This window comes from Burkholderia sp. BCC0419 (assembly GCF_902830285.1).
Taxonomy (GTDB): domain Bacteria; phylum Pseudomonadota; class Gammaproteobacteria; order Burkholderiales; family Burkholderiaceae; genus Burkholderia.
Genome location: NZ_CADESR010000015.1, coordinates 122,209 through 137,162, shown reverse-complemented (window position 1 = coordinate 137,162; position 14,954 = coordinate 122,209). Strand labels below are relative to the sequence as shown.

At 58.6% G+C, this 14,954-nt stretch carries 13 protein-coding genes; 7 read left to right on the top strand and 6 right to left on the bottom strand.

Features of this window, described 5'->3' with window-relative positions; genetic code table 11:
* Together HWW87_RS35935 and HWW87_RS35930 are read right to left on the bottom strand one after the other, a co-directional pair.
* On the bottom strand, positions 1 to 101 hold a 101-nt coding region (locus HWW87_RS35935; protein WP_143155811.1), incomplete at its 3' end, for an SDR family NAD(P)-dependent oxidoreductase.
* A 52-nt stretch (positions 102 to 153) separates the two neighbouring features.
* Positions 154 to 894, bottom strand: a complete 741-nt coding sequence (locus tag HWW87_RS35930; RefSeq protein ID WP_174433620.1) for an acetoacetate decarboxylase — start codon at positions 892 to 894, stop codon at positions 154 to 156.
* Positions 895 to 1,327: 433 nt separating this feature from the next.
* On the opposite strand from HWW87_RS35930, the gene HWW87_RS35925 reads away from it, so the two are divergent.
* The gene (locus HWW87_RS35925) at positions 1,328 to 1,909 is read left to right on the top strand and encodes an undecaprenyl-diphosphatase (protein WP_175824241.1); all 582 of its coding nucleotides are present in this window, start codon (positions 1,328 to 1,330) and stop codon (positions 1,907 to 1,909) included.
* 24 nt (positions 1,910 to 1,933) lie between these two features.
* Here HWW87_RS35925 and HWW87_RS35920 read toward each other — a convergent pair whose 3' ends face one another.
* The 3 genes from HWW87_RS35920 to HWW87_RS35910 all read right to left on the bottom strand — a co-directional run bounded on the left by HWW87_RS35920 (position 1,934) and on the right by HWW87_RS35910 (position 3,892).
* Complete coding sequence (locus HWW87_RS35920) at positions 1,934 to 2,167, bottom strand: hypothetical protein (RefSeq protein ID WP_174433622.1); 234 nt, start codon at positions 2,165 to 2,167, stop codon at positions 1,934 to 1,936.
* A 152-nt stretch (positions 2,168 to 2,319) separates the two neighbouring features.
* On the bottom strand, positions 2,320 to 3,141 hold the full coding sequence (locus HWW87_RS35915; protein WP_175824240.1) for a siderophore-interacting protein: 822 nt from the start codon (positions 3,139 to 3,141) through the stop codon (positions 2,320 to 2,322).
* 37 nt (positions 3,142 to 3,178) lie between these two features.
* On the bottom strand, positions 3,179 to 3,892 hold the full coding sequence (locus HWW87_RS35910; RefSeq protein ID WP_175824239.1) for a PadR family transcriptional regulator: 714 nt from the start codon (positions 3,890 to 3,892) through the stop codon (positions 3,179 to 3,181).
* 279 nt (positions 3,893 to 4,171) lie between these two features.
* Between HWW87_RS35910 and HWW87_RS35905 the strand changes: the two genes are divergently transcribed.
* Positions 4,172 to 6,829 carry an AAA family ATPase gene (locus HWW87_RS35905; RefSeq protein ID WP_175824238.1) on the top strand — a complete coding sequence of 886 codons (2,658 nt, stop codon included), beginning with the start codon at positions 4,172 to 4,174 and terminating at the stop codon, positions 6,827 to 6,829.
* Positions 6,830 to 7,124: 295 nt separating this feature from the next.
* Entirely contained in the window at positions 7,125 to 9,317 is a 2,193-nt protein-coding gene (locus tag HWW87_RS35900; RefSeq protein WP_208449976.1) for a nuclease-related domain-containing protein, read from the top strand.
* Positions 9,318 to 9,362: 45 nt separating this feature from the next.
* On the opposite strand, the gene HWW87_RS35895 is transcribed toward HWW87_RS35900, so the two are convergent.
* Positions 9,363 to 9,542 (bottom strand): MbcA/ParS/Xre antitoxin family protein, encoded by a 180-nt coding sequence (locus HWW87_RS35895; RefSeq protein ID WP_244107410.1) that lies wholly within the window; start codon positions 9,540 to 9,542, stop codon positions 9,363 to 9,365.
* 712 nt (positions 9,543 to 10,254) lie between these two features.
* Here HWW87_RS35895 and HWW87_RS35890 point away from each other — a divergent pair.
* From HWW87_RS35890 to HWW87_RS35875, 4 genes are all read left to right on the top strand, one after another.
* Positions 10,255 to 10,680: a helix-turn-helix transcriptional regulator gene (locus HWW87_RS35890; protein WP_175824236.1), complete on the top strand. Its 426-nt coding sequence runs from the start codon at positions 10,255 to 10,257 to the stop codon at positions 10,678 to 10,680.
* 225 nt (positions 10,681 to 10,905) lie between these two features.
* On the top strand, positions 10,906 to 11,544 hold the full coding sequence (locus HWW87_RS35885) for a TnsA endonuclease N-terminal domain-containing protein (RefSeq protein ID WP_082720283.1): 639 nt from the start codon (positions 10,906 to 10,908) through the stop codon (positions 11,542 to 11,544).
* On the top strand, positions 11,541 to 13,532 hold the full coding sequence (locus HWW87_RS35880; protein ID WP_175824235.1) for a Mu transposase C-terminal domain-containing protein: 1,992 nt from the start codon (positions 11,541 to 11,543) through the stop codon (positions 13,530 to 13,532). The genes HWW87_RS35885 and HWW87_RS35880 overlap by 4 nt, the downstream gene beginning before the upstream one ends.
* Positions 13,522 to 14,556 carry a TniB family NTP-binding protein gene (locus tag HWW87_RS35875; protein WP_175824234.1) on the top strand — a complete coding sequence of 345 codons (1,035 nt, stop codon included), beginning with the start codon at positions 13,522 to 13,524 and terminating at the stop codon, positions 14,554 to 14,556. The genes HWW87_RS35880 and HWW87_RS35875 overlap by 11 nt, the downstream gene beginning before the upstream one ends.
* The last annotated feature ends 398 nt before the right edge of the window (positions 14,557 to 14,954 follow it).

Sequence of the window (14,954 nt, the reverse complement as noted above, 5' to 3'; positions counted from 1 at the left end):
GCGACGGCCGCGCCTGCCTTGGCCAGCTCCAGCGCGATTTCCTTGCCGATGCCGCTCGCGGCGCCCGTGACGACTGCGGTCTTGCCATTCAGGTTGCTCATGTTCGAATTCCCGTGGTGAAAGGATTGACAGGGAGAAAGGACTGCGGACGCGTTACTGGGCCAGATAATCGTAGACGACTTCGCCGAGGCCGAGTGTCAAATCTGCGACGATGTGCCGGGCTTCGACGATCTCGAGCACCGGCAGGTCGGCCACCGGCGCGAGCGCATGCGGCGCCAGTTCGAGCGAAGCGGGGCCCGTCCACGCGCCCTTCATCTTGATGTCCTGCATGTAGTAGCGCACCAGTTCGCACACCCGCGCGGTGCCGTCGACGTGCGGGATGATCTTCAGCAGGAAATTGGGGCCGGCGAGCCGCTTCGCCTGCTCGTCGATGTCGAGTTCCTTGTGCTTGTAGCCCATCGTGCCGGTCGCGACGCGCACCTTGCCGTAGTCGAGCGTGCCGAGGAGGTGATCGGTGTTCACGTGCAGCGTGGGCGATGCGAGCTTCTTCGGGAAACCCCACAGCTCGCGGCCGCCGGCGATCGGCGGGTGATCGTCGAGATACATCGCGAGCGTGTAGCCGCCGGCCTGGCCGTTGTATTCGACGGGAATCACCTGGCCGCTTTCGGTGTAATCGCCGAAGCCGGTCGAATCGGCCATGCGGATGAATTCGTAATGCACGAGCGGCTCGGTGACCTGCAGCGGCTCGGGGACGATTTCACGGAGACGGTCCGGATCGGTGCGGTACGTGATGATCAGAAACTCACGATCGACGAAACGGTACGGGCCCATCGGGAACGCAGGGCTGGTCAACGGCATCGCAAACGCTTTCGATCGGACATCGCTGGGTTTCATGCGGACTCCTTGTTGTTGATCGCTTCGTGGATGAGTGGTCGTAATCGTATGCCTGTGCGTTGCCGTTGTGCGATGCCGCATCTGGAATTAATTGTTGCCGATTTCGAATAATTCGACGCGTAAATATTGAGATGAATGAGGCAAACGGCCTGGACGACACTCGGGCCGGGCGATGGTGGCACGTGTCGATGACGCCATCATGTGAAAAAGGTGAGTCTTTACGGGAGGCGGGGTGAGCCTTTACGGGGACGTTCGCGCGGCAATATGACAATTGTGTGAACTTGTGTTGCGGTGCAGGCTCTAAGTCCGTTCGCCGCGCGGGCCTTGTCCGGGCGGCTGCCGCATTCAGCACCGCTTAAGCGGCCACGCCCTGGCATCGTTCGTATCCGGCCGGGCAACCGGCCGATCCTTTACGCCCCACGCAACCGGATTCATGCAGAACCTCAATCTCGCCCTCTTTTCCGCCATCAACGCCGGGGGTGCACCGCACCCGGGCGTTGCCCACCTCGCGATCTTCGCCGCCGACTGGCTCGTCTATGCGCTGCCCGCGGTGCTGCTGCTGACCTGGATCTTCGGCGCGCGCCCCGCGCGGCGCCAGGCGATCGAAGCCGGCGTGGGCGTCTGCGTGGCGCTCGTGCTCGCGCAGGTGCTCGGGCATGTCTGGTTCTCGCCGCGCCCGTTCATGGCCGGCGTCGGCACGCAACTGATTCCGCACGCGCCGGACAGCTCGTTTCCGAGCGATCACATGACGTTCGCGTGGAGCATGGCGGTCGGCCTGCTGCTCGGCGGCACGACGCGGGTCACCGGTTTCGTGATGGCCGCGATGGCCGTCGCGATCGCATGGGGGCGCATCTATGCGGGCGTGCACTGGCCGTTCGACATGGCGGGCGGCGTGCTGGTCGGCACGGTCGGCGCGCTGGCCGCGCACCTGTACGGGCAACGCGTGACCGCGCTGCTCGAACGGCTCGGCGATTCGGTGCATGCGGTCGTGAGGGGGCGCCGGCAGGCGCCGTAAGCGGAAGGAAGCGGCAGGACGCCGTCAGCCGGACGAGCCGGGTGTGCGGGCCGATTCGGCCGAGGCGGACGGGCCGCCGTCCGCATCGTGCAGTTCGGGCGTATCGGCCGGATGCCGTGCGGCATCGCGGTCGAGGGCGCTTTCCGTCAGGATCGCGCACATCGCGACGAACAGTGCGAGGACGACTGCGGCGAGGCCGCAATAACCGGCGATCTTCAGGTGGCGAAGGAAAGGCGAAGCGTGGCTTTCTTTTGTCATGACCGGGCGCTCCTGGGCGGGCTGCGGCGGCTGTCGCCCGACAGCGGCGTCGCAGACATACATATATACCAGCCGCGATGCCGATGCCAAGCTCGCCGCTGCGCCGGCGCCACGATTGTTTCAGCCGCCCGGCAACCGGGCGCCCATCCCGGTCAGTCTTCCAGCGTTTCGTGCACGGCCGCCGCGCCGCGCTTCCAGTAGGCCGCCGCGCGGATGCGCGACTTGTCGACGCCGCGTTCGCCGGTCAGGTGCTGGCGCACCGCGCGCATCGACAGCGCTTCGCCGGCCGCCCACACGTAGCCGTCGCCGGACGACGGCAGCGGCAGGTCACGGACGGCATTCAGCAGCACGTTGCCGTTCGCCGCGTCGGCTTCGGCGCGGAAGCGCCAGATTTCATGCACGTCGGCGCGCGTATCGAACGAGATCTGCGCGGTGCGATCCGCGACTGCCAGCACGACCGCCGCGCGCGCACCGGCCGGCAATTCCTCGAGACGCCGCGCGACGGCCGGCAGCGCCGTATCGTCGCCGATCAGCAGATGCCAGTCGAAACCGGTCGGGATGACGAACGAACCGCGCGGGCCGCCGATGCCGAGCCATTGGCCGACGCGTGCCTGCGCGGCCCACTGCGAGGCCGGGCCCGGATGGTTCAGCACGAATTCCAGATCGAGTTCGCGGGCGGCGCGGTCGAAGCGGCGCGGCGTGAAATCGCGCGCGACCGGCTTCGGCTCGCCTTCCGGAAACTCGGGGCCGTTCGCGCCGAGCGTCGGCAGCGCGGGCCGTTCCGCGCCGGCCGGCGGGAAAAAGACCTTCACGTGATCGTCGAACGACGCGGATTCGAAATCCGCGAGATCGGGGCCGCCGAGCGTGACGCGCAGCAGATGCGGCGTCACGGTCTGCACGCGCAGCACCTGCAGCAGCCGGAACTTGAGGGTGTGGCGCACGCGGGTGACGGTGCGTTCGGATGTGTTCTGCATTAATCCGTTCTCCTGAGTGGTGACGGGGCGGCGCGGATCACGCGCCGGCGCCGCCTTCGATTTCGTCCGTCGCGCGGCGCAGGATGGCCGCGATGCGGCGCTGTTCGTCCGCATCGGCGGCGCTCTTGTGCAGCAGCGTGCGCTTGAGCGCGAGCCGCGCCTCGACGAATTCCGGCAGCCAGCCGGCCTGCGATTCGTCCTGCGCTTCGTTGCCCGCCGATTCCCCGGCGAACGCGCGGCGCATGAATTCCATCTTGCGAGCGAGGTGCGTGAGGCGCGCGAACAGCGTGTCGACGCGTTCGCGCTGGGCGTCGAGATGCGCGCGGCCTGCGTCGGTCAGCGCATAGCGCTTGCGGTTGCCTTCCGCCTGCGACGCGACGAAGCCGACTTCCTCGAGATACGTGAGCGCCGGATACACCATGCCGGGGCTCGGGCTGTAAAAACCGTTCGAGCGCGTGTCGAGCGCCTTGATCAGTTCGTAGCCGTGGCTCGGTTGTTCGGCCACCAGCGCGAGGAGCAGCAGCTGGAGATCGTCGGAGCTGAACTGGCGGCCGCGCGGCATGCCGTCGTCGCCGAAATCGCCAAAGCCGCCGCGCCCGCCCCGGCCGCCGAACGGGCCGCCACCGAACGCATCGTGGCCGCCGCGACGGTGGCGGCCGATCGCGTACCAGAGACCGGCGAACCAGTCGGGGCGGGCATGCGCACCGTGACCGTCGCATCGGGCATGGCCGCGGGAGGGGTTGTGTCGCATGATCGTGTCCTATGTGTCGTAAAACATATCTAAAGATATATATCGAAAGATAGGGCGTCAAGGGGAATTATTGGGGTGGGATGTGATACGGGGTGGGTTGTAGGTTGGCAAAAAAGGTGGCCTTTTTTGCAGAATTTGAACAAAACTATTGGTTTTTTTATTCAATAGTTGTTGGTGCGCTTCCCAACGTTTTTGTCTGGTCGGGCCGACTAGTCAGGCTTAAAGTAAGAGCCAAAATGCCGCAGGGGGCTTGTGCGGCGACTTCGGGGGAATAAGAAGATGGGCTCTGCCAAGCAGGACTATGTTCTTTTTTTGCGCTGGCTCCACGATCCGCAGCACGGTGTCAACGAGGCGGCGAAGCGCTTTGCCAATATGGTGTTGGCCAATTTCGACGAGATCGCCGCCACTGCCCGGCAACGGAATGCGCGATCGGCAGCTTTGGCCGGTTTGGCTCGCCGGCACCTTGCAGCGAGCCCCGCTGAACTTCCCGAGATTGATATGCCTGCAGCAGCCGAAGAATGGCCATGGCGGCGACTCAAGGAACTGACCGTCGGCCCCTTTAGAGGCTTCCGGCGCGAAGAGCAGTTCGATCTTCGCAGACGAGTGATCCTGTTCTATGGGCCAAACGGTAGCGGGAAGACCAGTCTTTGCGAGGCACTGGAACGTGGGCTATTGGGGGCGGTTGAAGAGGCGGAACTCAAGCGTATCGACGAGCGGCGATATCTCGCGAATATCCATACGCGCAACTTTATTGAGCCGCGCCTCGTCGCGACGACCGCGAAAGGCGATGACATTCCGGTGATTGCCGACGCTGACCGCTATCGATTCAGTTTTATCGAAAAAAACCGGATTGATGCCTTCTCCCGGATGGCCGCCCGGCCGCCGGCGCAACGTACTGAGCTCATCGCGGCGTTGTTTGGCATGGACAAGTTCAACGACTTTGTCGGCCATTTCAACGAGCAGATGGATGCTGAACTTGTTCTTCGAAGCGACAAACAGACGGCGTTGCGACTCAGACGTGAAGGCATCGCTCGTGACCAGGCGACCGCACGTGATGAAGCCCAGACGTTAGCCCGACATGATGAGGACGATGCACGCTACGCGCAGGGCTATCTGGTGGGGACGACCTATGCGCGGTTAAAGGAAATCATCGGTACGCCAGAGGCACCTGGGCGCTTGCGGGAACTCAATCACCTTCTGAATGCTGTGCCTGCACGCATCATCGGGCTGACTCGAGAGACGTTAATGCTTGCCTATGAGGCGATTGATGCAATTGCTGCGGAGTTGCGTCAAACAACCCAGGACTTGGCGCGAAGAAGCAGCCAGGTATCCTTCAAAGACCTGTATACAGCGGTCACTGCGTTGCAGGCTGGCGAAGGCGACCATTGTCCCGCATGTGATACGCCGCTTGATCGCGTCGTTCGCGACCCGTATGAAAAGGCGCGCATTGGTCTGGACGAACTTCGGGATCTGGCTGATTTGCAGGAGCGCCAAAGGACGAAGAGGGAAGCGCTGGTTGAGTCGTCACGGGAACTTCGAGAGCATTTGAATCAGATCTATCGCTACCTCGAGGGGCAGGATCGAACGCAGTCCGAGGTGGGGCAGTATCTTGGTCGCCTCCCAAGGCAACCAGACGGTGATACTTGGTGGACGGAGATCTATGGATCGAATGCGGCCGGCGAAGGCGTCGTTCCATCGCTGGAGCAGATCGCAGCCATCGTGGACGAGATGGAGCAGCGCGACGTGGCGGCGAGAGTGCAGATCGACGAGCGGTCCGCTCGTGTGCGGGAACGGGATGCGCTCCTTGAATGCCAACGCCATGTCGAAGCGCGCGAATTGCAGCGAAAGATCATCGTGGACGCCGCCTTAGAAGCGCGTACACGGGTCGAACAGTTTGAGCTGGCAAACGCTGCGCTGATCGCGGAGGCCGAGCAGGAGAGGCAGGACATCGATCGAGACCAGCCTATCAAGGCCGCCTACGACGATTTTATCCGCCAGCTACGCCACTTCCGTGACCAGTTGCCGGGCCTGTTGATTGCCGGCCTCAACGATCTGACGATGGAACTGTATAACGAGTTCAATCACCTCGATCACGACGATGACAAGCTCGCGGCCTTGTATCTCCCATTGACCAGTGAGCAACGAATCGAGATTGCCTTTCGAGGCGCGCCAGAACAGCGGGTTGATGCGCTGGTCGTCCTGAGCGAAGGGCATGTGCGCTGCCTAGGGCTGGCAATCCTACTGGCGAAAAGCATCAACATTGGCAGTCCGGTTGTGATCTTTGACGATGCGATCAACGCGATCGATCACGATCACCGCAATGGGATACGGCAGACCATCTTCGACGGAGATCGTTTCCTTGAGTCGCAGATTCTGGTCACGTGCCACAGTCATGAGTTCATCAAGGATATCCAGAACAGCATGCCGCGCGAACGGCGTACGGACTGCCAGGAATATCTGCTGATGTATCACGATGGAGATCATCATCCGCGTGTTCATCCGGACGTCGGTAGCGCCAACTACCTCGTGCGTGCGCAACAGGCGCTGGCTCGCTTCGACTCACGTGAGGCGCTTTCATACGCGCGCAAGGGGCTCGAAATGCTTGCGAAGAAGAGCTGGAAGTGGCTGAAATCCCATGACATGGGTGAGCTGACGCTATTGGTTGATGGACCAGGTAATGAGCCTACGTTGAGAGCCCTATGCGAAAGCCTGCGGAGGAAGCTGCGAGATACTCCGGTCTTCGTGCACCCGAGCAAGGAGCCGCTGCTCGGTGCGTTGGACGCGATCCTCGGTATCCCCTCGAATTTGATCTGGACGTACCTGAACAAGGGGACCCACGAGGAGGCCGATCGAGATGATTTTGATCGGGAGCAGGTGGCGTTGGTGATACGTAGTCTTGAGCAGATAGACGAACTGGAGCTGCGACCAAACCGCTGAACAGGCGGCGTCGGAATAAGGAAGCTTAGTTCAATCATTGTCGACCGATGTGTTGATGGGCACCCAAAACTGACCCAGTAGGTTCGACTCAGGGATCGGCAGGGTCGATGACGCGCTGGCACCCACGGCGATTGAGTGATCGCGCCCCCATCGTTTAGAGACATCTGATCGACAGAGTATCGAGCGTCGGAAGCGGTCTCTTAATGTGTCGTGCCGGGGCGCCGAAAATCAATGTTGGTCACTCCGTTGGTCCTCGAAATTGATCTTTAGAAGCGAAGCGGAAAATCGGCGCGAAATGAGCTTTGTAAACGAGACTTGCGAACTGAAAAGGGAAGCTATGGAGCAACCGCGGGAAGAATCCCAAATTCTTGAGGACCTGGCCATGCTAGCTACATCGCCGGGATACGTTCATGCGGTCGCACATATCTGCCATCGCGACAACGTCATTCACTTCCAAGGCAAGCTGAAGTCGTCCGACATGGAACGGCTCTTCAGTAGAGAGCGGTTGATTCGGACGGAATTGACGACGCTGATAGGCTTGATGGTCAAGAGTCCGTTGGATTTGTCTATGCCGCCGCGCGAAGTGATCGAGGGGTACGTCCAGCGCACTGATTCCCTAATGCGGGAATTACATGATGCGATGTCCTACCCGATGTTTGCGACCATGTTCGAGGCGATGAAGGCGGGTACCGAGCCCCCAGACCTGTGGCGCGGCCGTGGGATGCGAGAGCCCATCTTCTATGGCACCGAGTCGGCCTATGCTTTCCAGTACAGGGACTTCGTGACCGAAAAGTACGGAGCCGATGACGATTGGATGCTCAAGACTAAAGGCTTCACCTCCAGCCAGGCGCAAATCGTCGCGAAGACAATGTGCGCCTTGATGGAGGATAAGGGGGCGAGACTCTTCGCGGATGCTCGAGCTGCCAAGACTCTACCTGCAACTTGGCTACCTGGATTCGAGTTCTCGCTGGATGAGGTGGCATCTAGTAGCGGCATATCGAAGGACGTAGTCGAAGCTTTTTTCCGCGCACTCCTCTTTTCGGGAGACAACACCGGATTCAAAGAGGTGGGTGACTTCAATGAAGTTGCCGCTCGACCGCTGCTACCTACGGCCCGCGGAACTGTGCTGCTTTTCTCGCACTACTCTATTTACGAGGCACTATACGAGTCTCCGTTCTTCTGGATGTGGGAGGACAAATCCTATCGCCCGACGGCCGCAAAGCATCGTGGAGCCTTTACTGAGCAGTTCGCTGCGCGGCGGCTGGCCAAGGTCTTCGGCAACGAGCACGTTCATATGAACGTGAACTTGTATCGTGGTAAAGACATCGTGGGTGAAGCTGATGTCCTCGTCATCTATGGAGACCGACTCATCGTCGTACAGGCGAAGGCGAAAAAGTTGACCATCGCCGCACGCAAAGGGAACGACAACCAGTTGAAGGCCGATTTCGCTGCCGCCATCCAAGATTCGTACGATCAGGGCTGGACGTGCGCGACCGAGATGCTCACCGGGGGTTGTCGTTTAGTTGATGGCAACGGGAATGAAGTCCAGCTTCCGCCGAACATCAAAGAAGTCTTCGTATTCAGTCTTGTATCAGAGCACTATCCGGCGCTAGCCTTTCAGGCGAGCCAGTCGTTGAAATTCCAGACTACCGATATCATCCGACCTCCGTTTGTGATGGACGTATTCCTTCTCGACACATTGACGGAGATGCTGACGTCGCCTTTGCGACTGTTAGGCTACGTCAAATTGCGCGTGGCTGTTTCGGACAAGCTGATGAGCGGGCACGAGCTGACCGTGCTCGGCTACCACCTAAAACAGAACCTCTGGCTCGATGAGAAGTACGACTTTGTCATGCTCGAGGACTCCATCGCTCAAGACCTAGATACGGCCATGCTGGTCCGCAGGGATAACCAGCCTGGGGACGATACACCGGCTGGGATCCTCACAAAGATGCGAGGATCTCGCTACGAGAAACTTATTGAAGAGATCGAAAAAAAGGCGAACCCAGCAACTCTCGAACTCGGGTTTCACTTGCTTTCAATGGACGAAGATTCGTGTAAGAACGTCCATCGCATACTGCAGACTATCACGCGGCAGTCGCAGCTCGACGGTAAGCGGCACGACGTCACGCTCGCGTCGAGTGCGCCGCCTTGCGGGATTAGCTTTCATTGCAATCCAAAGCCATCTCCCGAAGCGATCGCAGTGCTGGAGACACACTGTGCCAAACGCAAGTACCAGCAACGTGCGGCGCAGTGGTTTGGTGTTTCTGTCAGCCCAGATGGGCAAGTCCAGTTCGGAGTCACATTGGACTTCCCATGGGAAGCCTCAGATGAAATGGAAAGACTTACAGCTGATATGAAATCGGCATCTAATGTGCGCGATGCTCTGGCACAATATTCACGTGAAGTCAGCCGTCGGAAACTCGGTCGGAACGATCCGTGCCACTGCGGCAGTGGGCGCAAATACAAGAAGTGTTGCTTGAGCTAGTCAGCCATGCGCATCACCACGGACTTGCAGGGAAGATATGAAAATTTACCAATAGGATCCTGTTTGAGCACTCGCCAATAGTCGTGAGATTAAATCGATGCCGTCGCTGGTGTGTAAATAGTCAATTGGCCGATTCCCGCCGAGTGCTGGAACTGTGGAGTGTAACCAGTCGAGTAACCATGACCGCGCGTCAAAGCACTTGGGATCGCCTGACTCTTGAACCATCTTTTCCACTTGCGCAACAAGCATCTCGACTACAGCTGCCGAAGCGTCTAGATCTACATCACTTTGCTGAATGCTTCCACTATTGATGGGCATTTAAAGCTCCTGGCCGGATGTCTGTACGTTGATGATACGTTTCTTCGACGTAAGCGGCTCCGCCGCCCGGTAATTTAGGATCGACAGCGATACGGGGCGTCCGCTGCTCTGGTTCAAGGAAGAAGCGGACGGAGATCGAAGCGAGGCGGGAGGATGACGATTCAGATAGCAAGTTGGCTTCCGAGAAACATGAAAGGAGCATGCGACGGCGTAGCGCAAAGAGCGGCAACGCCGGATCCTCGCAATGATGCACAGATGTCAGTGCCTTCTGCATATACTACGCCGCCGCAGCCTGATCGAATGAAGAGGCCGTGATTACGTAGGAGGGAGCGATCGTGGTCAGGCGACCGGCCCAGTGTCACTTTGACTCCGCTGACACGTTGTGTCGGTGCCCTCACTTGTTCCGGCGACGTAGGTCTTTCGCGGGTGGCGTCAATGCTGCTCGTTTCCGCAACTGCGCGCATTGCGCATGGGCCTGCGGTGCGGCAGCGCGGTCCTCTGTATCCTATAGTGGGCTGTATAGGATTCTTCTTTAAAATCAAAGGCTTACATTTGACTTGGCGAGGCGGGATGTTGTACCATCTCGGCGTACTTAGATGCTCTCCACCGAGTTGAACCGTTGAGCCCATTTTCCGAACGACTACGCGCACTCAGACTTCGCTATGGCATCCGTCAGAAGGATCTGGCAGTTGCCATGGCGCTTGAGCAAAGCTACGTCTCGGCCCTTGAGCTCGGCACGAAGGGCCCTCCGTCGCCGGCTATCGTTGACAGGCTGTCAGCGTGTCTGCGGCTTACGGAAGACGAACACGCAAGTCTGCACGATGCCCTGTTGCTCTCGCAACGGCACTTCACGATTCCTCATACGGCGTCTGCCGACGTATATCGTCTCTGCAGCGAGCTTTGGCACGACCTGGACAGGCTGACCGATGCGCAAGTGCGCGTGATTCGCGATGTCGTCGCAATGCGAAGAGGAATGGGCCAGGAGGTGGAGCGACCGATTGTTGGTCGCGTGGTCAGAAGAGGCAAGGAGGACGCCAAAATGTAAAAAGCGAGACAAACCCAAAGGCTTGCCCCGCTTCTTGTGTGGGCTGGACGCACCACTAGTTGACGCCGGTAGTTTCGTCCAGATGATCCATATCGTCAAGCCTTCTTCCCTTCCGTTTGTATCCATCGACCACGCGTAGCACGCGTGGCGGGGTGTACTTACGTCCGAAATTTGGTGCTATCCGTACCCGCGTGAAGAGCGGGCGGATCTCCTATTGCCTGAACCATGAAGAAGACGACTACTGCGCGCAAAGTGCTGACCCGATCTGGACGACGTGTTCGCTACTTGTATCCCTCCACCAAGAATCGCGCGCTCGTACAGTGTGAATCGCGGCTTGAGTTCGATGCGGCCATGCACTTCGAATTTTCGCCGGACGTCGTACGCTATCGCGAGCAACCAACTGAAGTCACTTATCGCGATCGCAACGATCGAATGAGGAAGTACTTTCCCGATTTCGAGCTGACGATGAGCAATGGAGCGTCAGTGCATGTCGAGATCAAGCCTTCGTCGAAGCTACGTCAGGTTGACCTGCGTGAGCGGCTGCAAGATATCGCGCAGCACTACGCGCATCGAGGTCAGTCGTTCAAGGTTTTGACCGAGCGCGACTTCGGAGGTGCAGCAAGAATTGCCAATCTTGAGCGCTTGAATTATCACCGCCGGCCTGCGCCGTACGGATTCGAACGTGAGGAGCTTTTGCTACGTCTAGCGCAGGTTCAGCCGCTGACGTTCGGCCGTGCGACTTCAATCGCCGGGAGTGAACTGACAATCATGCGCCTGCTGTCAGCAGGTTGCCTGGAGTTCGACCGCGATACCGCGTTGACGAATTCGACCATGCTTCGCTTCGCGTCGGAGGAGCAATCATGATCCGATTCACATTCAAGAAGGGGTTGGTGTTTCGAGAAGGACTCAAGCGATGGACGATCATTGGCCGGACGGCATTCGGGAAGGTGAAGCTCGAGTGTGACGAGGGCGAGCCACGCACAATGAGTCGCGACGAACTTTACCAAGCGGTTTTGCTCAACACGATGTCGCTCGATGAGCAAAGTCTGAATGTCGATCCGAACGTGCTGTTTACGGCCGTTCCACGCGATCTCTCTACCTTCCCGAAACACCATCAGCAAAGTGCACGGCGTCGGCACATTTACATGCAGAGGCTGACGGACAGTTTCACGGATACGAACGCGTGGATACGCGAACAGACCGCGAAGATTGCTGCAGAGATCGGCGATACGGTGGTGCCATCGGTCAGCAGCATCAAGCGCTGGTGGAGACAATATCGATACACGCGATGTGTTACCAAGCTGACGGATCGCAGAACGAATAGCGGGCGTCGACGCGATGATGTCATCCAGATGTTATTTGAGGAGGCCGTTCACGAGATATACCTCGACCCGCAGAAGCGCTCGGGACAAGATGTCTACGGTAGACTTGTCGAGAAGGTCAACCAATACAACAAGAATAGACCTGGTCAGACACCGCTCGCCTGCCCTGTTGAGTCGACTGTCTATCGATGGTTGAGGAATCTCGATCAGGACATTGTCGACGCAGCCCGTCTCGGGAAAGACACGGCGGATAGAAAGACTCGCTGGGTGAAGGGAATGGCCACGGCCGATTTTCCCTTGCATCGTGTCGAGATCGACCACACGCCTCTGGATGTCCTGGTGATCGACCTGGCCACGAACCTGCCGTTAGGCCGGCCGTGGATCACGGTTGCTATCGACCGATACAGTCGAGTAATTCTTGGCTTCTATATAAGCTTCCGGGCGCCGTCCGCACAGTCGGTGCTTCAGTGCCTCAAGCGAGCAATCTTGCCGAAGGCGGATTGGGGGAAAGTCGTCAGCTTGCATCGAGAGCACCCGGGATACGGTATCCCGTATCTCGTTGCCGTCGATAACGGCATGGATCTTCACGCAGATGCGGTGCAGATGGTGTGCGGAGAGATGGGCATCTCTATGCTCTATTGTCCGGCCGGGCAACCGGAGTTTAAGGGAGCCGTCGAACGTGTGATCGGTACGATCCAGCGCTCCGTGATGCACAAGCTGCCCGGAACTGTGTTCTCTTGCGTTGATGAGCGCGGAGACTATCCATCAGAGAAGCTGGCTGCGATCGATCTAAAGACGCTGACGCAGATTCTCATCAAGTGGATCGTCGACGAATACCACCATACTCCACATCGTGCGCTAGGCATGACGCCGGCTGAAAAATGGCAACAAGGAATCGCGAACACGCGGGTTGAGCTGCCGGCATACCCGCAACAGCTCGATATCTTGACAGGACTGCCGGAGAGTCGAACCGTCTGGCACTACGGCGTCGAGCTTGATGGTTTGTACTACAACAACGAGCACCTTCAAGTCCTGCGTAGCCGGGCACGCAACTATAGGATGCAAGTACTGTTGAAGCGCCACGAAGATGACGTCAGCTACATACACGTCTTTGACGACGAAGCTCGAAGCTATTTCAAGGTACCCGTTACGCATCGGTTCGCGAACTATGCCGAAGGCCTGACCTTGCACCAGCATCTTTTGATTCGCCAACGCACCAGGCTCGTTCATGGAAATAAGTGGAGCGATGAGCACCTGATACGCGTGAAGGCCGAGATTCAATCCATGATTCGACAGGCGTTGCGAGGGAAGAAACTACGAGAGCGCAAGCGTGCCGCGTCTCTAGATATTGTGGATAGCGAACAGGTATTTGACAACGGATCGGAGAATCGACGTCGCTCACGTAAGACCGGCCGTTCGCGCTCCCCTGATTCGCAACGACAGACCTTCGATTCCTTCGAAATCGGACCGTTGCCGGATCTGAATGGATCACCGAACCCTAAGTACCAAGGAGATGCTCGTGCGTACTGATACTCAGACAACCAAAAGAGATCCGCTTGAGTTTCTCGCGACGATTGGTCTACCTGAGGACGCGAAGAAGTCGCGTGCCCTCGTCGTCAGATTCTCGATACGAAAAGAACTCATCCACTACGACCGATTTTGCAACGCGTTGCGACGGATCGCCGGGATCCATCGTCAATGGCGCTCGGTTTCACCGGGGGCTCGCGCGTTGGCATTGTTGGGGCACACCGGAACGGGGAAATCCACGATTCTGAGGTTCTATGCTAGTCAATTCGAGCGGTTTGAAACGACAGAAGGCCCCGTTATTCCGGTGCTCTATGTCGTTGTACCGTCCAGACCCAGCATCAAGAACCTCGCACAGGCGATCCTTGACGCCCTCGGGGATCGGGTATGTAGGCGCTCGGCGGAGGATAAGACGGTTTACCTCGTGGAGCTACTCAAGCAATGCAGAGTCGAAATGCTGATCATCGATGAGTTTCAACATTTTGCGGATGCCGGACGTATCGCAGAAGCAAACCGTGCAACCGATTGGTTGAAGAACCTTATGGAAGCCAGCGGTGTTACGGTGGTCGTAGCGGGTCTGCCGAACAGCGCTCAGGTCCTGAAGGCTAATCCGCAGTTAACTCGGCGATTCTCTGCAATCCATGAAGTGCGTCGGTTTGACTGGACGGTTCCCGACGATCGACGAGAGTTCGGTGGCGTTCTGAAGTACATGCACAGTCGCCTTCCGTTGCCTTGTCCCGACCTGCACTCCTCGGAATTTGCAATGAGGATGTATGTGGCTTCCGCTGGCGTGATCGACTACGTTGCCAAGATCATCGATGGCGCGGTCGTTCTTGCTATGGAGTGCGGTAAGACGACGCTGAGTCTCGCATTGTTCGAGCAAGCTTTTACCAAGGAGGTGTGGTCGGGCGGGACGCATAGACTCAATCCCTTTCATCCAGATGCCGAACTACGTGACCTCGTTGGTACAGACGAGCCGTTCTGGTATCTCGCTCACGACGTGAACGGCGATGGCACGAAATTACTATAAGCAATCGGCGTCTGCCGCAATCGCTTCCCTACCTAGGTTGCTTATGCATCCCGTTATTCAGGTTGGGGAGGCGAGCTCGGCCTATATGAAGCGCATCGCGATCAGCAACGGGATATCACTAGATCACCTCTACAGGCTTGGCGTAGTTCTTGATGGTGAGGTCCTTGAGCAAGCGCTGTCCTGGGATAGAGTCGCACCCCCGGTCGAGTCGCGGCGATATTTGACTAGCCTGATCAGTTTGCGTCGTTCAGCGCCGAGGGCGTGGTTGATCAAGTCGGCTCGATGTTGCCCACTTTGCTTACGCGAACAGTCGCTTTGGGCGGCAGAGTGGGAATTGCGTCCATATCTAGCATGTACCAAGCATCGATGCTGGCTGATTGATCGATGTGGTGCGTGTC